Source organism: Flavobacterium sp. LHD-85 (assembly GCF_030929595.1).
Taxonomy (GTDB): domain Bacteria; phylum Bacteroidota; class Bacteroidia; order Flavobacteriales; family Flavobacteriaceae; genus Flavobacterium.
The window spans coordinates 136454-157487 of sequence record NZ_JAVFVR010000011.1 but is presented as its reverse complement, the minus strand read 5'-3'; the positions used below and the strand labels follow the sequence as shown (position 1 = coordinate 157487).

At 32.7% G+C, this 21034-nt stretch carries 16 protein-coding genes and 1 pseudogene; all 17 read left to right on the top strand.

The features are described 5' to 3' along the window. Positions 1 to 5: 5 nt before the first annotated feature. The 17 genes and pseudogenes from RB618_RS17960 to RB618_RS17880 all read left to right on the top strand — a co-directional run bounded on the left by RB618_RS17960 (position 6) and on the right by RB618_RS17880 (position 21028). Positions 6 to 1583, top strand: coding sequence for an arylsulfatase (locus tag RB618_RS17960; protein WP_308070020.1), 1578 nt, complete (start codon positions 6 to 8; stop codon positions 1581 to 1583). Between the two features lie 87 nt (positions 1584 to 1670). Further along, entirely contained in the window at positions 1671 to 4052 is a 2382-nt protein-coding gene (locus RB618_RS17955; protein WP_308070019.1) for an arylsulfatase, read from the top strand. A 25-nt stretch (positions 4053 to 4077) separates the two neighbouring features. Continuing rightward, the gene (locus RB618_RS17950) at positions 4078 to 6459 is read left to right on the top strand and encodes an arylsulfatase (RefSeq protein ID WP_308070018.1); all 2382 of its coding nucleotides are present in this window, start codon (positions 4078 to 4080) and stop codon (positions 6457 to 6459) included. A 73-nt stretch (positions 6460 to 6532) separates the two neighbouring features. Next, positions 6533 to 7168 carry an MEDS domain-containing protein gene (locus RB618_RS17945; protein WP_308070017.1) on the top strand — a complete coding sequence of 212 codons (636 nt, stop codon included), beginning with the start codon at positions 6533 to 6535 and terminating at the stop codon, positions 7166 to 7168. Between the two features lie 308 nt (positions 7169 to 7476). After that, complete coding sequence (locus RB618_RS17940; protein WP_308070016.1) at positions 7477 to 8499, top strand: META domain-containing protein; 1023 nt, start codon at positions 7477 to 7479, stop codon at positions 8497 to 8499. Positions 8500 to 8878: 379 nt separating this feature from the next. Beyond that, a complete protein-coding gene (locus RB618_RS17935) occupies positions 8879 to 10021 on the top strand; it encodes an AAA family ATPase (RefSeq protein ID WP_308070015.1) in 1143 nt (380 codons plus the stop codon). Beyond that, complete coding sequence (locus tag RB618_RS17930; RefSeq protein WP_308070014.1) at positions 10018 to 11016, top strand: hypothetical protein; 999 nt, start codon at positions 10018 to 10020, stop codon at positions 11014 to 11016. The genes RB618_RS17935 and RB618_RS17930 overlap by 4 nt, the downstream gene beginning before the upstream one ends. A gap of 5 nt (positions 11017 to 11021) precedes the next feature. Then, on the top strand, positions 11022 to 12944 hold the full coding sequence (locus RB618_RS17925; protein WP_308070013.1) for a DUF262 domain-containing protein: 1923 nt from the start codon (positions 11022 to 11024) through the stop codon (positions 12942 to 12944). Between the two features lie 252 nt (positions 12945 to 13196). Then, positions 13197 to 13745 (top strand): annotated as a pseudogene (locus tag RB618_RS17920) (transposase). 383 nt (positions 13746 to 14128) lie between these two features. Next, the gene (locus RB618_RS17915) at positions 14129 to 14392 is read left to right on the top strand and encodes a hypothetical protein (RefSeq protein ID WP_308070012.1); all 264 of its coding nucleotides are present in this window, start codon (positions 14129 to 14131) and stop codon (positions 14390 to 14392) included. Positions 14393 to 14422: 30 nt separating this feature from the next. Continuing rightward, on the top strand, positions 14423 to 15121 hold the full coding sequence (locus RB618_RS17910) for a M949_RS01915 family surface polysaccharide biosynthesis protein (protein ID WP_308070011.1): 699 nt from the start codon (positions 14423 to 14425) through the stop codon (positions 15119 to 15121). Between the two features lie 31 nt (positions 15122 to 15152). After that, positions 15153 to 16310: a hypothetical protein gene (locus RB618_RS17905; protein WP_308070010.1), complete on the top strand. Its 1158-nt coding sequence runs from the start codon at positions 15153 to 15155 to the stop codon at positions 16308 to 16310. A gap of 61 nt (positions 16311 to 16371) precedes the next feature. Beyond that, on the top strand, positions 16372 to 17472 hold the full coding sequence (locus tag RB618_RS17900; protein WP_308070009.1) for a hypothetical protein: 1101 nt from the start codon (positions 16372 to 16374) through the stop codon (positions 17470 to 17472). A 13-nt stretch (positions 17473 to 17485) separates the two neighbouring features. After that, a complete protein-coding gene (locus tag RB618_RS17895) occupies positions 17486 to 18475 on the top strand; it encodes a hypothetical protein (protein WP_308070008.1) in 990 nt (329 codons plus the stop codon). Between the two features lie 23 nt (positions 18476 to 18498). Next, on the top strand, positions 18499 to 19428 hold the full coding sequence (locus RB618_RS17890; protein ID WP_308070007.1) for a hypothetical protein: 930 nt from the start codon (positions 18499 to 18501) through the stop codon (positions 19426 to 19428). Between the two features lie 39 nt (positions 19429 to 19467). After that, positions 19468 to 20229: a hypothetical protein gene (locus RB618_RS17885; RefSeq protein ID WP_308070006.1), complete on the top strand. Its 762-nt coding sequence runs from the start codon at positions 19468 to 19470 to the stop codon at positions 20227 to 20229. A 34-nt stretch (positions 20230 to 20263) separates the two neighbouring features. Further along, the gene (locus RB618_RS17880; protein ID WP_308070005.1) at positions 20264 to 21028 is read left to right on the top strand and encodes a hypothetical protein; all 765 of its coding nucleotides are present in this window, start codon (positions 20264 to 20266) and stop codon (positions 21026 to 21028) included. Positions 21029 to 21034 lie beyond the last annotated feature (6 nt).

Sequence of the window (21034 nt, the reverse complement as noted above, 5' to 3'; positions counted from 1 at the left end):
TAAGCATGAAGAAATATATTGTTTTATTAGCAGCCCTTGTTTTTGCCACAAAAATTACCGCACAGCAAAATTATTTTAATCCAACGGTTAAAGTGAAAGAGTATTTAGAACCTGCAATTCCGCATCCTGATCAGGATAAGGAAATGAAGGATAAAATGAGCAAATTAAAGAAGAAACCTAATGTTCTGATTATCTTAATTGATGATATGGGATATGGCGATATTGGCGTTTATGGTGGAGGAGTAGCAATAGGAGCACCAACTCCAAACATGGATAAAGTAGCTCATGAAGGTTTACAGCTAACTTCGACCTACGCGCAGCCAACCTGCACACCAAGCCGCGCCGCAATCATGACAGGAAGAATCCCCGCAAGATCAGGACTAACAAGACCAACTTTGACAGGAGAAAATCCAAAAGTAAATCCGTGGGCTTCTGAAAATACTACAGCCAAAATACTTTCTCAAAGCGGTTACAAAACCGCCATTTCAGGAAAATGGCATTTAGGCGAAAGCAAAGGAAGTTTGCCAAATGAAGTGGGTTATGATGAATGGCTTGGATTTGGTTCTGTTCAATCCGAATATGCACAGCTTGTCAATGAGTGGATTTATCCGGATTTAATCAATAAACCAGACCGATTAAATGCGGTTAAAAAAATGGTGAACCAAAATATTCTTACGGGTAAAAAAGGAGAAGAAAATAAAGTTGTACAGCCCATTTCGACTATCGAAGAATTATCTAAAGTAGATCAAGTTTTTGCTGATTACAGTGAGGATTTTATCAAGCGTTCTGTAAAAGAAAATAAACCTTTTTATTTAATTCATTCTTTCTCTAAAGTGCACAATGACAATTATGTGTCTCAAGGTTATAAAGGAAAAAGTCCAGCTGCGATTCCATACAAAGATGCCATTGTTGAAGTTGATGATATTGTGGGCAGATTGATGAAACTTTTGCAAGATTTGAAAATAGACGAAAACACATTTGTATTTATAACTTCAGACAATGGACCAAACGAAGATGTATGGCCAGATGGCGGATATACTCCGTTTAGAGGTGGAAAAGGAACCACTTGGGAAGGTGGAGTAAGAGTGCCGGGAATTGCTTATTGGAAAGGTATGATTGCTCCAGGACGCATTAGCGACGGTTTATTTGATATTTGTGATTTGTTTAATACTTCACTTTCACTTGCTGGAGTTGTAGATAAAATTCCGTCAACAAATTATATTGATGGAGTCGATCAGGCATCGTTTTTATTATCAGATAAAGGATTGTCAAATAGAAATGCCGTTTTCATGTATTCAGAAACCAAATTTATGGCAGTGAGATGGCAGGAATATAAAGTGCATATGAATGTTTTTAATACATCGGCAGAACGAAAAAACTTGGATCAGTCTACCATTCAAAGTATTGGAATGAGTCCGTGGGTATATAATCTGTATTCAGATCCAAAAGAACAATTAAGTACAGGACATCGTTATTTTGAATGGGGAATTCCAGGCGTTATGAGCGTTATTGCCGCTCATTTGGCAACCTATCAAAAATATCCAATGAAAGATATCGGTTTGAAGAAACCGGGTGCAGAATAATACTTTAATAAATTCATCAAAAACAAAGACTCCTAAGCAGAAGGAGTTTTTGTTTTTGATAGTAAATGCATAGTAAATCAATGTTTTATGAAAGAGTTTTATAATTTAAAGTCAACCGCATATTTCGAAAATAAACTTAGCATTATAGTTTTATTTTTTGTTTTGATTTTTGGTCATTATTCCAAAATTTACGCACAGGATGTTTTGCCTTTTCCACCAGTTCCGAGTGCCAGTGTTGCCAATGAAACCCTTGCAGAAAGCACACATAAGCGAAGAGCGCAACCAGATCATTTGCCAAAAGATGCACCAAATATCGTTATTATTTTAATGGACGATTTGGGGTTTGGCACACCGTCAACTTTTGGAGGTGGAGTAAATACGCCAACATTAACCAAAGTATTTAAAGAAGGAATTGCTTATAATGAATTTCATACGACTTCGATTTGTTCTCCGAGTCGTGCTGCTTTATTAACAGGCAGAAACCATACTCATGTAGGAAATGGAACCATAGCAGAAAGAGCCGTAGATTGGGATGGGTATACCGGAATTATTCCAAAAGAAGCTGCGACAGTTGCCGAAGTTTTAAAAAATTACGGTTATAGCACATCGGCTTTCGGAAAATGGCACAATACGCCTGCGAACCAAACAACTGTTGCAGGGCCATTTGATTATTGGCCTGTGAATTATGGATTCCAGCATTTTTACGGATTCTTGGCTGGTGAAACTTCACAATATGAACCAAGATTAATAAACGATTTCACACCCGTTGAACCTCCAAAAAATGAAAAATACCACCTTACAACTGATTTGGCTGATCATGCTATTGATTGGATGAAACAGCATAAATCGTATGCCGCGGACAAACCATTTCTATTATACTTTGCCCCAGGTGCAGGCCATGCTCCACATCATATTTTTAAAGAGTGGGCAGACAAATACAAGGGAAAATTTGATGACGGCTGGGATGCGTATCGCGAAAAAGTATTTAAACGCCAGAAAGAATTAGGCTGGATTCCTAAAAGTGCCATGTTGACTGCAAGAGACAAAACAATGGCTTCTTGGGAAAGTATTCCGAAATCTGAAAGAGCGTTTCAAATTCGAATGATGGAAGTATTCGCTGGATATGTAGAACACGCCGATCATGAAGTTGGACGCGTTTTGGATGCGCTTGAAGCAAATGGACAAAAAGACAACACAATCGTATTTTTCATTTGGGGAGACAACGGTTCGAGTGCTGAAGGGCAAAATGGTTCAATCAGTGAATTATTGGCTCAAAATGGAGTTTCAAATACGATAGAACAGCAATTAAAAGCTTTAAATAAACTTGGCGGATTAGACGCAATTGGCGGGCCGCTTTTAGAAAACAATTATCATGCAGCCTGGGCTTGGGCAGGAAATACGCCTTTTAAACATACAAAATTAGTGGCTTCTCATTTTGGAGGAACACAAAATGCAATGGTTGTTCGTTGGCCAAAAATGATAAAACCAGACAGTACGCCAAGAAGTCAGTTTCATCATATCAATGACGTTGTACCGACTATTTATGATATTTTAAGTATCAAAGCGCCAAAAGTGGTTAATGGTTTTGAGCAAATGCCTTTAGACGGAGTAAGTTTTAAATATACTTTTAATAATGGCAAAGCAAAAGAAGTATCCAAAGTTCAGTTTTTTGATAATAACGGAAGCAGGGGAGTTTATAAAGATGGTTGGTACGCCTGTACTTTCGGGCCTTTATATCCGTGGATTCCTGCACAAAAAGGCTTAGCCGAATGGGATTCTACAAAGGATGTTTGGGAATTGTATAATATCAAGGAAGACTATACACAGTATTACGATTTGGCCGCTAAAAATCCGCAGAAATTAAAAGAACTTCAGAAAGTATTTAACGAAGAAGCGAAAAAGAACAAAGATTATCCAATTGGTGCTGGAATCTGGCTTCGCATTCATCCAGAAGATGTTATTAAAGCGCCTTATACTTCGTGGGTTTTTGATGAAACCACTAAAAGAATGCCCGAGTTCAGCGCACCGGGTTTAGGCAAAAAAAGCAACAAAGTAATTGCTGATGTTGAAGTTAAAGAAAATGCTTCGGGAGTTTTATATGCGCTCGGAGGTTCTGGTGGCGGCGTGACTTTATTTATGGATAACGGAAAACTAGTTTACGAATACAATATGCTGATTATAGAGCGCTATAATGTAGAATCGGCTGAAAAGATTTCGGTTGGAAAACATACCATTGAAGTTTTAACCACAATTGCAAAACCTGGAGCATCGGCCGATATTGTAATTACAGTTGATGGCAAAGAATATGCTAAAGGTCAAGTAAAACGTACCGTTCCTGTAGCCTTTACAGCCAGCGAAACGTTTGATGTTGGCGAAGATCTTGGAGGGCCAGTTTCTATTCGATATTATAAAAAAGCGCCTTTTAAGTTTGAAGGAAAAATAAATAGCGTAAAAGTGAATTTGCTTTAATTGATTAAATAATAAACTTTCTGTTATGGAAACTAGAAAATATAAAAAACTGATTTTCTTTTTTAGCGTAAATGTTTTATCGATACTTTTTGTAAATGCGCAGGATGTATTGCCATTTCCTCCAGCTCCTTCGGCTTCTAAGGCGGGAGTTACGATTGAAACTTCGAGTTACAAAAAAAGAACAGAGCCGAAACATTTGCCAGCAGATGCGCCCAATATTCTAATTATATTAATGGATGATGCTGGACCGGGTGCTCCATCTACATATGGCGGAGAAATAAACACCCCAACATTGTCCAGAGTTGCCAATACCGGAATTTCATATAATCGTTTTCATTCCACAGCCATGTGTTCGCCAACTCGCGCTTCCTTGCTTACGGGACGCAATCATACTCGCGTAGGAAACGGTCAGATTGCGGCTATTGCGAATGATTTTGATGGTTTCAGCGGAACTATTCCAAAGAGTTCTGCAACAATAGCTGAGATTTTAAAAGATTACGGTTACAATACCGCCGCATTTGGAAAATGGCACAATACGCCCGAAGAACAGATTACTTCAAAGGGTCCGTTTGATTATTGGCCAACAGGTTACGGATTCGAGTATTTTTATGGTTTTTTGGCGGGAGAAGCTTCGCAGTACGAACCAACTTTAGTTAGAAATACATCTTATGTAGAACATCCCAAAACTTCCGGCGGACATGATTATTACCATTTATCAGAAGATTTGGCAGATGACGCCGTGCTTTGGCTGAGAGAACAAAAGGCATACGCGCCTGAAAAGCCCTTTTTTGTGTATTGGGCGCCAGGTGCTGCTCATGGGCCGCATCATGTCATGAAAGAATGGGCAGATAGATACAAAGGCAAATTTGATGACGGATGGGATGCTTATCGTGAAAGAGTATTTAAACGCGAGAAAGAACTAGGATGGATTCCGCAGAATACGTTGCTTACGCCAAGAGCTGCTTCTATGACTGCATGGGCAGATATTCCAGAAGCGGAAAAGCCGTTTCAACGTCGACTTATGGAAATATGGGCTGGTTTTGCAGAACATGCCGATTCTAATGCAGGGAGAGTTATTGATGAAATTGAAAAATTGGGAGAACTAGACAATACCATTATTATTTATATCTGGGGAGATAATGGCTCATCTGCAGAAGGCTTAAATGGGACAATTAGTGAGCAATTGGCTCAAAATGCCATTCCAACCAAAATTGAGCAGCATATTACAGCTCTAAACGAACTAGGAGGTTTAGATGTCTTAGGTGGTCCAAAAACCGACAATATGTTTAATGCAGGATGGGCATGGGCAACAAGTACTCCGTATCAAGGAACAAAATTGCAGGGCGCTTATTTTGGAGGAACACGTCAGCCAATGGCTGTTTCGTGGCCAAAAGGAATTAAACATGATAAAACGCCAAGACCGCAGTTTCATCACGTAATTGATATAGCATCAACGATATATGAAATCGACAAAATTCCGATGCCAAAAGTGGTAAATGGCTTTGCTCAAGACGAATTAGATGGCGTGAGTATGGTTTACACCTTTACTGATCCAAAAGCAAAAGGAACACGCCGAACGCAATTTTTTGATATTATGGCAAGCCGAGGCATTTATAATGACGGTTGGTTTGCAAGTGCGCGCGGACCAAGAGAACCGTGGGTAGGAGGAATTCCGAAAGGCATTAAACAATGGTCACCGCTTACAGATACTTGGCAGTTGTATAATCTGGATCAGGATTGGTCGCAGGCGGTTGATTTGGCACAAAAAGAACCAAAAAAACTGGAAGAGATGAAAGCTTTATTTTTAACCGAATCGGCAAAAAATAAAAACCTTCCAATTGGTGGAGGATTATGGTCAACTGCGCTCTATCATCCAGAAGACGCGCCTTCTTCTCCTTTAACCGAATGGACTTTTGATTCGCCAATAAAAGGAATGCCAGAATCGGCGGCTCCAAAATTAGGAAAAGTGAGCAGTATTGTAACCATGGACGTAGAAGTTCCAGAAAATGCAAACGGAGTTTTGTATGCTTTGGCAGGATTTTCAGGGGGAGTTACCTGTTATGTAAAAGAGGGGTATTTAAATTATGAGTTTAATTTATTTGAAGTACAACGCACTAAAATTAAATCGAAAGATAAACTGCCAAAAGGAAAAGTGAAAATTGAAATAGAATCAAAGCTCGTAGATAAAATTGGTGGTTCAATGAATGTGACTTTAAAAGTGAACGGAGCAACAGTTGGGCAGGGAACTGTTCCAACAGCTATGTCGCTTCATTTTACTTCAAACGCCACTTTTGATATTGGAACCGATTTAGATTCTCCTGTTTCTTTAGATTATTTTGAGCAGGCTCCATTTTCATTTAATGGAAAAATAGGAAAAACCAAAATTGTTTATTTAAAGAAAAGTTGATGAAACCTGATTTTTTTGTTCTGAATAGCAATGCAGTAAGCGTGTGAAGAAACTAAATGCGTATATTTGAGGTATGAATAAACAAACTCCTTTTTCGGTATGCGGAGAATTATTGTCGGCTCCAATGCATATTTGCGGTTTTTTCGATTCGAGAGAACAGCAATATGAAGTAATCATTCCCTATATTCTGGAGGGGTTGGAAGCCAATGATAAAGTTATAAACATTCTTGAAGGAAATCGCCATGGTGAACATTGCCGTTGTCTGGCTGAGAATGGAATTTCTATTGCCGAAAAACTATCGAGCGGCCAACTGGAAGTTCTGGCTTCTGAAAATTCTTATATAAAAGATAGCGAGTTCGCTGCAGATAAAATGTACAAAATGCTCGAACAGACTTTATTGTCGGCTTCAAGAGCGGGTTATGATAGCGTAAGAGCGTGCGGAGATATGGTTTGGGCTCTCAAAAACTTGCCAGGAACTGATGAACTCTTAGAGTATGAGGCAAGATTGAATCTTCTAACCCCACAACATTCAGTTTCACTAATTTGCATGTATGATATCAGCAGTTTCAGCCAAAAAGCACTTGCAGATATATTGCTTACACATCCTTACGTGATTAAGGACGGAAAAATTAGCAAAAACCCACATTATGTAGAACCTTTAGAATTGCTTTCTAGTCTTTCTTCTCGATCTGGTGCGCTTAAATCTTAAATCATTCTTTTATTTCTTAGAATAGACACTGTCAATTTCAATTTAGATAATGGCAGTTTATTCAAAACAGCTTAAAAATACTACAAAAATATTCTTAAATATAACAAAAATTACTATTTTTGTTATATTAATGCAATTAAACTGATTATCAGTATTGTAGTGGTTTAATTTTTAAAGAAAAAATGGAATTCAGCGCTGATAAAAAAACGTTAAAAGCATTCTTAATTTTAAAGTGGCACAATTCCTGCCTGCAAAAAATCATTGAATAATCAGAGCGCTTAATCGGTGTTCTAAAAAAATTAAAATAAATGAAAAGATTTAAATGTATGTATGTTTTTGTAGTAGTGTTATTATCAACATTTACATATGGTCAGGAAAGTTTAAAAATGTTTGTGAAAGAAAGTAAAGTGCCATGTACAGGTGTTGGCCCTATGGAATGTCTGCAGGTAAAGTATGACAATGACAAAGAATGGCAATTATTTTATAATCATATTGAAGGTTTTAATTTTGAAAAAGGAAATCGATACGAGATACTGGTAACGAAAACAAAAAGACCAGAACCCATTCCGGCTGATGCTTCTGCATACGAGTATAAACTGAAAAGTATCATTTCTAAAACTCCTGTAAATAAGGAAAAAGGAATTTATGATACCAAAATGATTTTAACGCAGTTAAACGGAAAAAAGATAAACAGCGGAAAAGCATTTATCACCATTAACGATGAAACTGGAACAATAAGCGGTAAAAATGGATGTAATAATTTCAACGTAAAATACACGAAGCTTTCTTCAAAAAATCAAATTAAGACCAATTCTCCTATGGGAACTTTAATGGCTTGTGACAAAGAAAGCATGAAATTGGAACAAGATTTTAGCGCTGCAATAACCAATAAAAAGTTCAAAATTGTCAAGAAAAACAATACAGTACAGTTTAAAAATACTAAGAACAAAGTGGTTATGGAATTTTCTATACCAACAGAAGACCAATTATGGAGTTTTATTGCAAAAAACAATTGGAAACTAATTGCACTTGAAAATGTTGGACAAGACTACGGAAAAGCTTCTATTAAGTTTGATCCAGCAGGAAAGAAAGTGAGCGGAAATACAGGTTGCAACAACTTCGCTGGAACTTATGAAACTAACGGTAATCATATTTCTTTTGATAAAGTAGCAGTTACAGCAATGGCATGTATTGGTGAAGAAGGAAATAAAACAGAACAAAAAATAGTATCTTATTTAAATAATAAAGACTTACGTTTTGACGTAGCAGACCAAACTCTTAATTTTTATCTTAATGATAGATTGGTCATGATGTTTGGCATTACAAAATAAATTCAGTTCTATTAGTCATCTTGAAATAGATGATTTATGAAATAATAGAAAACCAGTGAATTAACTTCACTGGTTTTTTTGTTTATGACTCATAGGTTTTAAATTTCATATATGTAAATTAGCGCAAAGTCGGAGACATTTACGCAGCTTTTCATAAGAATACTTAGGAGAGCAGGGAAAGCTATATGAATTTTTGAAAAACCTTTGTCGTTTGCCCATGGATCTCTAAAAACAAGCTTTGCCTTCTATTTTTAAAAACTACTAGAAAATTAGGGGTTATATAAAGTTAAGACATGCATATTTTCATATTTATGATTTCAAAGTAAATAATTGAATTAAAAAGAATAATTGATTATTTTAGCTAATAAATTTTATTTTCATGATTGAAAAAATAACCTTTGAAGGCTATAAAGGCTTTAAAAATTCAAATGAGCTTGATATCAAACCTATGACCGTACTTATCGGAAAAAATAGTTCTGGAAAAAGTGCTGTTGCAAAGTTACCCACCATCATAGAAGAATCTCTCTCAACTACAAGTAAAACCCCAATACTTCATACTATAAAAGGAATTGAGCTTGGCGCTGAATTTAGAGATTTGTTGTATGGTAGAGATATTCAAGGAGAGCTTAAATTCATGATTCAAAATTCTGAAAATGAATCTATAAATGTTCAGATAAATAATTCTCCTATCAATAATTCTCCTATTATTACAAAATGGCAGTATCAAGACGATGTGGTAATTACTAATATTGATCCCTCAAAAATAAAAAATGTAACCTTTGAAGGTATATTACCAAATGATATCGAAGATTTAAAAACTAAATTCAAATTTGAAACTAATTACTTAGGTCCATTTAGATTAAATCCTCCGAGGAATTTTTATCTTCATGGAACAACAGAATATAAAAGAATCGGAAATAAAGGTGAAAATGCATATCAGATATTAGGAAACAGTTTTAATAATAATGATGATTTAGTTAAGAAGGTAGGAGATTGGTATTTTAATAATTTTGACGGATGGAGATTGAAGGTTGTCAAAAATGAGCCTTATTATGAAGTTAAAATTGTAAAAGACAATTTTGGTAGTGAAAGTGAAGTAAATATTGTTGACGTTGGACAGGGAATGAGTCAAGCTTTGCCAATAATTGTTAAAGCTTATATGAAATCTAATCCATCACTCGTAATTATAGAACAACCTGAATTACATCTTCATCCTGCAGCTCATGGGAATTTAGGGGAGTTACTAGTTACATCAATTAAAGAGTCAAAAAATAGATTTTTAATTGAGACACACTCTGAAAATTTTATTTTGAGATTAAGGAGAATGGTTGCTGAAAAAAGATTGGATGTAAATGACTTAGTAATATATTCTGTAGAGTATGACTTGGAAGATAATTGTAGTTTTTTAAAGAGAATTAATGTAGATGAAAATGGAGAAGTGGACTACTGGCCAAAAGACATATTTAAAGAAAGTTTTGAAGAAGTTAAAGCATTGAGAAAAGCACAAACTGAAAGAAAATGATTGTGCATATAAACTCTGCTGCATTTAATGTAGAAAGCAATTTTCAGAAATTAAATCATATGTTTGCTTTTTTTGAAGATGAAAAACATACTTTGTTCTTAAATGAGGATATCTCTGAATCAGAATGGGTAAACAACGCTAGTAAAATAACTAAAAAGTTTTGTGAGATTGAATTTAAAAATGGTGCATACTCAATTGAAGCAGAAGTTGACCTGAGAATTGGCAATGAAAATGATTTAGAAAATAATATATATTCTGTTTTTGATGGATATATATTGTTACAGAATAATCCTATAATTTTTGTTGAAAATGCTACTAGCGATGGATTATTTCTTTATAGTATATTTAATAACTTTACAGAATGTGATAAAATAAATAAAAATTTCAAAAACAGATGGATTGAGGTGAGAGGAGTAGGGGGTAAAAATGAATTTAAAAAGGGAATCAATAATGAACTCCGAAAATTTAGAAAGGAAAACTTACCGAATGAAAAATATTTACGCGCTATCGTTATAGTTGATAGTGATAAAAAGTATCCTCATGAAAGTTTAAGTAATACTCACAATGATATTATAAATTATTGTAATGAAAAAAAAATAAAGTATCATGTGCTTGAAAAAAGAGAAATAGAAAACTATTTGCCTATAGAAGTTTTTAATGATTTTCCTCATAATCATCCAATTGTTAAGAGCTATTTAAATTTAAATAGTAAACAACAATCATATTATGATTTTCAAGATGGTTTTAAAGGTAGAGCTATAAAAACATTTGACATAAATATTCAAGATCTTTTTGCAGGGATATCCACTGATGATGAGAAATATTTAAGAGTAGGATTTGATAGATCAATTAAAGATTTTTTTTCAAAAAAAGCATTTCCTTTATTATTCAAACATGCTAGAATTTCTCGAGAAACTCTTTTAAAAAATTGTAATATGCAAAATGACCCAGAAGAATTGATTCAAATTATTAAAAAGCTAGAACACTTACTTTAATCAAAATGAGTTTAAAAAATAAAATATACGTCAAACCTGAAAAAAGTAGATTAATAAATTTATTAGAGGATATTAAAGCAGGAAGAATTAGGATTCCTATTTTTCAAAGAGATTACGTTTGGAAAAAAAATCAAAGGCTGGAATTATTTGATAGTTTAAACAGTGGTTTTCCAATTGGAAGTTTGTTGTTTTGGAAGCCTCAAGATTTAGTGTTTAATTATTCTCCAAAAATAGGTCCTTTTGAAATTAAATCAAGTTCTTCTAATTATTCATACGTTTTGGATGGCTTTCAACGAGTTTCAACATTATTTGGAGCTTTAATAAATCCTTTTACTTATGGGGATGGAGTTAATGAAAATTATAATGATTTTGTAATCCATTATGATTTGAAAGAAGAAGAATTTGTACAATTACGAGGTAAGGAAGAAGTCTTTCAGATACCTCTTTATAAACTAATAGATACTTTTGAATTTTTAAGTTTCTCTGAAAATTTAAGATTAAGTATTTTAGATGTAGATATTAGTTCGAAATATATTAATAGTGCAAAGAGATTGGCAAATCAACTTTTAGATTATGAAATACCTTTTGTTGAGATTATTGGGGGAGATATCGAAGATGCAGTAGACATTTTTCATAGGATAAACTCAAAGGGCAGTGATATATCCCCGATTTGGATGTTGAATGCATTGACTTATGTCGAAGATGAATTTAGGTTTCATAATGAAATTAAAGAATTAAAAGAAAAATTAGAGCGTTATAATTTTCAAGATTTACCAGCAGACATTATTTTGCATTGTATTGAAACATCAACAGGTAAAATCTATTTTGATGTTAATCTTCAACTATTATCAAAAAGGAAAGATTTTCCGTTGTTAGTTAAAGAAACGTTTACAAATATTGAAAAAGCTGTTGAATTTCTCTATTTTAAAGTTAATGTATTTGACAACAAAATTTTACCATATAATCTTCAATTAATTTTTATTACAGAATTTTTTAGATTAAATCCATTTCCTAATTATTTTCAGTTACGAGAATTAGAAAGATGGTTTTGGACAACATCATATGCTAATTATTTTTCAATTTACTCTTTGAGTAAGCAAAGGATTGCTTTTAATCAATTTCAGAGTTTTGCTAGAGGGGAAATATCAAATTCTATTTATAATGACGATGATAGACAAAGATTTAAAACACTTGAGTTTCCAGAAAAAATTATTTATGGAAGCGTACGGTCAAAATGTTTAGGTTTGTTTTTAATTAAAAATTATCTAGCATATACAGATTCGGGTCTTTTAGTAAATAATGAAAATGATTTTAGAGATTTTGAATTTAAGTATTTAATTAATAAGGTTAAAAAGGCAGAGATGGCCATTCCTGTTAAAAAAAATAGTTTTGAATCTTCTTTTTTTGATAAAAACAATGAATTATTATCTTATTTTGAAGATTTAGTTGATGAATCATCATATAATGCGCTTTTAATTGATGAAACGATAGTTGAACTTTATCGAGAAAATAGAGTTGACGAAATGATTAGCCATCGAAAAAATTTGATAATTAATTCTGAATCTAATTTTGTTGAAAATCTGAATATTGAATATTTAGGTATTGATAGTTATTACTATATAGATAATTTCCATAAATCAACAATTAGGGCTCATTGTTATAGGCTAGAATGGGATACATTGCAAGATTGTGTATTTTATGATGATGCACGAGGGGCAGAATATTTTACTGCATTTTATGATATAGATGAGCTTGTATTTTTTTTGGACGAATTAGTAATCCAAGATGTTTTAAGTGAATTGCCTACAAGTTTTCTTAAAGAGAATAACGAAATACTTGATTATACAGATGAAATTCGACTTTTTCTTTCTGAAAACTATTTTGTTGAGATGTCTAAAATTGGATGGGACGTGTCAGATATTGTATAAAAAAAGAATTTTACATTTCCAGCTTATTTAATAAATTAGTTAATAGCAATGCAAATTTATTAGCTTATTATGTTAGTATCAAAATAAAAAAGAGACTTTAAAAAAGTCTCTTTCTAAAATTACTATATCTCTATAAATAATTACTTCCCAATCAATTTCTCAAGTCTCTCCATCATTTCATCTTTCCCCCGCTGGCGCGAGCGTCTCGCTCGTGAATGCAAAGTATTTCTTACATTAGCCCAAAAATAATAAATGAGCAGAAGATACAAATTTGGAGATAAAACTGAAGCTTACTTTATAAGTTTTGCTACGGTTTACTGGATAGATATTTTTACAAGAGAAGAGTATTTTTGGGTGCATTGTTGAATCATTAGATTACTGCAGAAAAAATAAAGGAATGGAGATTTATGGTTATTGCATAATGCCAAGTCACGTTTATTTAATTTTCAGATCTGAAAATGGAGACCCTTCTGGTCTTATTAGAGATTTTAAAGGTTTTACCTCTAGAAAAATGCTCAAAGCAATTGAAGAAAATCCGCAAGAAAGCAGAAAAGAATGGATGCTCTGGATGTTTGAAAGAGCCGGAAAGAAAAACAGCAATGTAATATTCAAGCAATTTTGGCAACAAAACAACAAACCTATTGAAATCTGGTCTTTAAAAGTTTTTGAGCAAAAGTTAAACTATATTCATAATAACCCACTCGAAACTGGTTTTGTCACTAATTCTGGAGATTGGAAATACAGCTCTGCTAGAAATTATGGAGATAACGTCAGACTGTTTTAGAAATTGACATTAATTGACTTTCTTGGTGTGCACGAGTGAGACGCTCGCGCCAGCGGTGTATTATAAGTAGCATTTATCGATTATTCTCATACAAAATAATTTCCAAATCATTTTAGGAATGATTGAATGAAATTGGATTTTTTTTAAGTTTATTTGTAAGATAATTATTTTAAAATTTTCAGTTTAAAACCGATTTGCATTTAAAACGAATTGGACTTAATGCGTAGATATAATAGTGCGGATTTATAAATAATAGTTGCGAATGTTTCAATATTTAAGACGAATTTATATTGGCTTACATTCTTATTCTCTTTTTTTTAAAATTTGTATGCTGACTTGTTTTCTCAGTTGCAAATCAATTACTAGAATTAAAAGAAACATTTAACATAACCACCAAAATATGAAACCAGAACATTTAACAGAATTAAGCGATCAAGAGCTTTTACAGAAAATGAAGAAATTAAAAAACAATAAAATAATTGACGCTACAATTATTGGAGTTACAATCGGAATTACGGTTTATGGCGTTGTAACTAAAGGTTTTGGGTTTTCTGTTTTCTTTCCTTTAATAGTTGGATATGTAATTATGAGAAATTCGAAAAATAATGAACTATTGTATCAAGAAGTACAAAAAGAACTAGAAACTCGAAACTCAAAGCAATAAACATTTTTCCGAAAAGAGATTTAAAGCAAAATGAAAAAACTAATTCCGATTTTACTGCTTTTCAATGCTTTTCTTGTCAGTTGCAAGCAAGAGGCAAACCCACTTAAAATAGATTCCAAAAGCGAAACATCAATTGAACCGAGAGTTCAACCTTTAGAAGTAGAACCTATTGATTCTACGCAATTTCCGAAATTATTGAAATATGAGGGATTTGTAAAAAATGCTGTTCGTTGGAAAGATAAATGGGGTGATAATATTGTAATAACTACAGAAACTGGAAACTACAGAAGTGAAAAATTTCAGCATGAGTTTGATGAAAGCGGAGATGCCGAATTATTCGGGTATCATTTTTTAGTAAAAAATGGTCAGCCAGTTCAAACCTGGAAAGTATACGATTACATTCAAGATTGTCCGGTTGATATTGTGGCTTCATTTGTAAAAAATAGCTTTGAAATTACCGATTTGGATACTAACGGAATTGCAGAAATTTGGTTGATGTACAAAACGATATGCCATGGCGATGTGAGCCCTTGCGATATGAAAATTATCATGTATGAAGGAAAACAAAAATTTGCTATGCGTGGTGAAAGCAAGGTTCAAATAGGAATTGGCGATAACGGAGAAAAACTATTTGAAGGTGGCAATTACAAATTTGATGCTGCATTTGAAAAAGGTCCAAAAGCTTTTAAAGATTTTGCTTTAAACTTATGGAACAAAAATATAATTTAATGATTTTAAGATTTTTACGACACACTTATTTATGAAGAATTTTTTAGTACTGCTTGCCATTTTTCCATTTATGATTTCGTGCAATAAACAAGAGAAAATCGATTTGTTTAAACTAAAACTAAACGAACCAATAAAAAATGTGGTAGATTTTAATGACAGCTTGTTTGTTGGCGTTGAAACGGTAGAATATCCGTTTTGCTTATTGGTCGAAGTAGAAAAATCTGCAAAATATACTTTTGAAGGAATTGATTTGGAGGAACAAAAAGTAACTTTTCAGATACATTCAGAAAAGCTTAAAACAGATAGTATTACAAGATTTGGCGGTGCTCATATTGATTTAAAATTAATCAAAGAGGAGAACGAAATGATGAAGACTTTAAAAGATTTTAATGCAGAGGATAAAATCTATGGAGTAAGAATTGCAGTAGAAAATGCAGGTTTAAAATCGGAGATTCTAAAGAAAATAGAATTAAAATATGGCAAGGGAACCAAAAATCCGAATACAGATAATGGTTTATATTGGAATGTAAAAAAAGAAAACAAGTATATTTTCTTTGCGCCAGATTATGACAGGCTTATTATTTTAAACAGTACCAATTTATCTAAAACTTGCTATTGGGACATTTTTAATGGATTAATAGATTTCGGTGGCTGCGATAACGAACAATACACCAAAGATTTAGTGAAAAATAGTACCAAACCAGAAGATGTTAAAAATAAACCCGTTGTAAAAATCGATAAAAACTGGAATGTAAATGATCTGATTATAGGCAAATCAACCGAAGAAGATTTTTTGAAATCTCAAACCAGTAAAAATTTTGAGCGAGTAGAGGAGATCAGCGGAAGTTCGGGAAGTGTAAATCAAATCATGTATCAAAATGAATATCATGATTTCTATTTCTATTTTAATACGAATTTAAAAAATCCAGAAAATAAGAAGACAAATGTCATTAAGGGCTTTTTATTGGACAATTTGAAAAAAGTCGAAATTTCATTTGAAAATGGTCTGAAACCAGGAATGAAGTTTGAAGATGCTTTAAAATTACTTGACAAAAAAACAGTAAAAAAGACCATAAAAAATGAAGGCGAATTGAGTTTTGCAAATTATATCATTATCGAAAACGGCCAATATGAAGTATCATTGGTTTTTAACGAGGAATTGCTTTTTTCAGGAATGCATATACGATAGGAAAACTTGTTGAAAACGAAACTGTTGTAGGATATTTTAAATCAAAAAAGAAATAAAAAAAATGAATTTACGTGCTGTAAAATGCCTTAGGCAAATGGTAATGGCGGTTTTCTTTGCAAGTTTTTTAGTAAGCTGTAAAGCGAATAAAATTTCAAGTGAAAAAAGCAAAACGTTAAATGAAGTCGATATTTATGTTGCTGGCTACGAATATAATGACAGCAAATTTGAGAGTTCGATAGAAGAGATTGCCGACGAAGTAGGGATGAAGCATGTTGTAAAGTTATGGAAGAACGGTAAAAGCATCGATTTGGAAGGAAAAGAATATTATTCTGATGCAAATTCTGTTTTTGTGCATAAAAATGATGTTTATGTTGGAGGTTCTATTAGACCTGATGAAGAGTATGTGGCAATTATTTGGAAAAACGGAAAAATGCAGAAGCTAACTGATGGCATAAAAACGGCTTTTATTCAATCGCTATTTGCTGAAGACGATACGATTTACTTTTTGGGACAACAATTTAATGATCCCAATTATATTATAAAAGTTTGGAAAAATGGTACAATAACCAATATTACAGACGGAAAGAAATGGGAAGACGGAAACTCATTTTTTGTTGATAAAGGAAATGTTTACATCTGCGGACATGAAAAAAAAGGAAATAAAAGCGTGGCAAAAGTCTGGAAGAACGGAATTCCTCAAGATCTTACAAATGGCCATAATAATGCGTATGCACTTTCTTTGTACGTAGAGAACGGCAATGTGTATGTGGTAGGATATGAGATTGAAAACGATAGATATATTGCCAAGTTATGGAAAAACGGAAAAGTTCAAAATCTTTCTGACGGTGTAAATAATTCGTATGCATCTTCTGTATTTGTCCAGAAAGGAAATGTTTATGTGGCAGGAAATGAAAATGTTAATGAAAAAAGCATATTGAAATTATGGATAAACGGCAAAGCGCAAAACATTACAGATGGTACCTATAGTGCTGATGCCAATGCTATTTTTGTACATAACAGCACAATTTATATTGCAGGATATGAAAACAACAGTTTAGATCGAAATGTTGCAAAATTATGGATAAACGGAGTTGCTAAAGATCTTACTGACGGAACAAAAAATGGATATGCAGAATCCCTTTTTATTGTAGAAAAGAAATAAATCCATTAAAAAAATGAACATAGCGTTTATGCAAAACATCTTGATTCTTATCTTTTTATCGTTTGCAGTTGGATGTCAAGGTCAGGAAACTTCTACTCCGTTGGTGGTTTCAGAGGTATATTCTTCTTCAAAAAAAGAGAAACTTTCTACAGCTGCTTATGAAGTTTTTAGAACCAATAAATTTTTAAATTTTAAAGATAAAGATGTTCTTGTGGAAAAAATTGATGGTGTTGTTTACAAGAAAACCGATTTGAATAATTTTTTTGATTCTAAAAAAGATTGGGTAAAAATTCAAAAAGAAGATACAGCTTCATACGTAAAAAAAGAAGGTGCAAAGTATGCCTATAAAGACAATGCAATGATTGAAACTGTTGTTGAAGTTGGAAGTTATAATGTGCGAAAAGAAATAGAAACAGTTTACAGTCCGAAATGTTTTGTTTTGCGATACGAGAAAAAATATTTTGTGGGAGAAAATTACAATCGCACCGAAAGTATTGCCAATGAATATGATAATCTTAACAGAGTCACCAAAATCATAAAACGTACAGAATATAGCAATAAAAAGGATAACACAGAAGCTACAATCGCAATAAAATACGATGATGGAAATGCAATTATTAGTACTGAAAATGGCACTATAGTTTGTGAATTGCTTAAAGATGAGAATTCAATTGGAACGATTTCTAAATTAAGCGCAAATGATACTGCAGAATATTTTCGTTATGCAATTGCGCAGCAGCAAATTGAAACGGCCAAAGAATATTGCAGCGAAAAAATGGTGAAAAAGATAGATGAGAATTTGAATCTGTATCAAAACGTTGGTGGTATAAAATGGTTGGGCGGCACTGGCAGTTTTGGAGAAAAAGTGACTATTAATGAGGATTGGGAAATTACATTTAAAGACCAAAAAACAGAAAAATGCCATGCTATTTTTGTTTTGGTAAAGCAAAAAAACGGGTGGAAAATAGATGATTTTGAAATAGCAAAAGAAGCGTTAAAATAAAACGCTTATTAAGTAGAGTTTGTATGAATTTGAATGAAAGAGCAATTACAAAATTAGTTGGTGTTTTTACACTAATATTGGGGCTGGCAGTAATCTTTTTTTATATCAAAAGCGGATATAAGTCTTTTGGTTTATACCTAATTCCCATTGTTTTTGTTATCGTTTCATTATCGATTATTTTAAAAGAGAATGTTACAAGATGGTTGAATGAAAAAAGAGCGGAAAAACCAAGAAGGTCAATATCGCAATTTTCGTTTTTAGGCTTTTTTATTTTACCGCTTTCAATATTTTCAATAATTGGATTCTTTTTGCTGTTTTTTGCTATTAAATTAAAATGGGATGTTGGTTTATTAGGCTGGATAACCGTTTCTACATTCGCATTTTTTCCTTTAGTTTTAATTTACAGTTTGATATTCGGATTTCCAATTTCAAAAAAACGGCAAAAACAAATAGAGGAAAGGCAAAATAAATTGTTTGCTGACGATAAAGGAATGACAATTGAAATGCCTTTATTTGACAAAAACTGTTTTATAAATTGGCAATCTATAGAAGCAATTAGTTATTATAATTATATTATAAATAGTGACTTCACAGAGCATTATGAAGGTTATAAACTCTATTTGAATGCAGTTCCCATCTATACAAAATACGAAAAGCAATTTTGGTTAAATAGGCTGTTTCCAAAAGATTCACAAAGCAAGATAATTGATATAAATAATGAAACAAAAAGCTTTGGTGAAATACCAAAAATTGTAGAGAAATATTTAAACGCCAAAGTAGGAATTGAGGTTAAAGATCTAATGAAAAATACATTGATTTCAAGCGAAACTTATATCAGAAAAAATAAAATTTCTACCGTTGAAAAATGGAAACCAAGCAATGGGAGAGACGAAGAGGTTGTTTTTGATAAATTCAATAGGAGTATAGACAAAATTAGAAAAAGCTATTATTAAGAATAGATAATATTAGTCCAAAGAATAAAGAAAGAAAATATGAAGAAAGCATTATTTGCAATTATGACATTTGTATTGGCCGTTACAAATACTTATGCGGGTTGGTATGAATGTTTTAGCTATAAAGGCAAAATTGATAAATACCCCATTTCACTGTCTTTTCAAATAAAAGAAGGATATTTTGGCGAAAAGAGCAAGAAAGATTTCAATGTTATTGGGGTTTATAAGTACGATAGCCATAATAGCCCAATTAGGCTTGAAGGCACTTTTGATCATAAAAAGAACAAAGTTTTACTTTACGAAATCAATAATGATAAACATACAGCCACATTTGAGTTTGATTTTTCTAAAGAAAAATGTGCTGGCGTTTGGACAAACCTCTTAACCAATAAGCAGTTGTCTTTACAATTAACCAATACTTCGATTTTAATTGATCAAATAGAAGAAAACGAGTTTAATAATATTGATATTTTGCAAGCAAATTCATTAGGCGCATTTTATTTTATTGGTGTTTATTCAAAAAAGAGGAATCATGATACCGCACAAATGGATCGACTTAAAATTATTAATAAAAAAGATAATGCCGTTTTTCAAACAATTGATTTTTCAAAAATAGAAACTTTAACGGGTAACATAAGAACCATAATTTTTGATAATGTTGAGATAATCGATAATAAGAAAAAAGAACTGATTGTTTGGAATGATGTTGGAAGAATGGGAGGCTATTTAACCATTCAATTTGATTCGAAAACCAATAAATTCAAACTAGATCCGAAGCCAGCAATTGATGGTCCAAATTAATGCAGATACTAGCATTATAATAAATATTAACTAAATGAAATGGTTTAATATGGCAAAAAGAATTACAATTATAATTTTATTGATTTCTCTACCTTTTCTATTGTTTTATGTAGCTACTAAACTATCGCAGATGTATAACAAAATGCACTATGATACTAGTTACAAAAACTACGAAGAGGGAATTAATGCCGAAAGTTATGTCCTACTGCCAGTATCGAAAGTTATTCCGCAGGATTTAATATCCGGAAATATTAATTTTGATACTTTAAGCCATAAATTTATTCTTCCTCTAAAACATCAATATTATGATGAACAAAAGCAAGAGGCTACTGTAACTAATTGCATGTATGTATTTGATAAAAACGGCGTTTTGCTTTCTAAAACAGAATCTGCGGAGGAAAGCGAACAAGAAACAGAATTTGAGCATTGCGTGAAGTTAGAAGATATTTTTTTTGACAACAGCAAATGTGTTAGCGTTGCCTATTTCTTAAAAGAGAGTTATCGTTACAGCTGGAATCCTTTTAGAGGAATTGGCAGTCCCACTGGCGCTGGCAGAAATATGACTTGGGAGGGAACTGCGTATGTCGATTTAAAACTGAAAAAAGAAGCTTTAAAACTTAAAATAGGAGAGGTATTTGCTCAAAATTTTTTTTCGAATAAAGTTGAAAGAAATGATTATGCATTATATATAAGTCTTTATCAGTTGCCACTTAAATTTCAAAAGATGTCAAGTATTAGCTTTTTCGTGAGACGCAAAGCGTACGGTCCGAATGAATTGTATATCATTAAATCAAAATAATGAATA

Bases quoted from the DNA above. Each gene is read 5' to 3' on its own strand.
- RB618_RS17915 (WP_308070012.1), top strand. From the start codon at position 14,129: ATGAAACCAGAACATTTAACAGAATTAAGCGATCAAGAGCTTTTACAG.
- RB618_RS17955 (WP_308070019.1), top strand. From the start codon at position 1,671: ATGAAAGAGTTTTATAATTTAAAGTCAACCGCATATTTCGAAAATAAA.
- RB618_RS17925 (WP_308070013.1), top strand. From the start codon at position 11,022: ATGAGTTTAAAAAATAAAATATACGTCAAACCTGAAAAAAGTAGATTA.
- RB618_RS17950 (WP_308070018.1), top strand. From the start codon at position 4,078: ATGGAAACTAGAAAATATAAAAAACTGATTTTCTTTTTTAGCGTAAAT.
- RB618_RS17940 (WP_308070016.1), top strand. From the start codon at position 7,477: ATGAAAAGATTTAAATGTATGTATGTTTTTGTAGTAGTGTTATTATCA.
- RB618_RS17930 (WP_308070014.1), top strand. From the start codon at position 10,018: ATGATTGTGCATATAAACTCTGCTGCATTTAATGTAGAAAGCAATTTT.
- RB618_RS17900 (WP_308070009.1), top strand. From the start codon at position 16,372: ATGAATTTACGTGCTGTAAAATGCCTTAGGCAAATGGTAATGGCGGTT.
- RB618_RS17880 (WP_308070005.1), top strand. From the start codon at position 20,264: ATGAAATGGTTTAATATGGCAAAAAGAATTACAATTATAATTTTATTG.
- RB618_RS17910 (WP_308070011.1), top strand. From the start codon at position 14,423: ATGAAAAAACTAATTCCGATTTTACTGCTTTTCAATGCTTTTCTTGTC.
- RB618_RS17945 (WP_308070017.1), top strand. From the start codon at position 6,533: ATGAATAAACAAACTCCTTTTTCGGTATGCGGAGAATTATTGTCGGCT.
- RB618_RS17885 (WP_308070006.1), top strand. From the start codon at position 19,468: ATGAAGAAAGCATTATTTGCAATTATGACATTTGTATTGGCCGTTACA.
- RB618_RS17960 (WP_308070020.1), top strand. From the start codon at position 6: ATGAAGAAATATATTGTTTTATTAGCAGCCCTTGTTTTTGCCACAAAA.
- RB618_RS17905 (WP_308070010.1), top strand. From the start codon at position 15,153: ATGAAGAATTTTTTAGTACTGCTTGCCATTTTTCCATTTATGATTTCG.
- RB618_RS17895 (WP_308070008.1), top strand. From the start codon at position 17,486: ATGAACATAGCGTTTATGCAAAACATCTTGATTCTTATCTTTTTATCG.
- RB618_RS17935 (WP_308070015.1), top strand. From the start codon at position 8,879: ATGATTGAAAAAATAACCTTTGAAGGCTATAAAGGCTTTAAAAATTCA.
- RB618_RS17890 (WP_308070007.1), top strand. From the start codon at position 18,499: ATGAATTTGAATGAAAGAGCAATTACAAAATTAGTTGGTGTTTTTACA.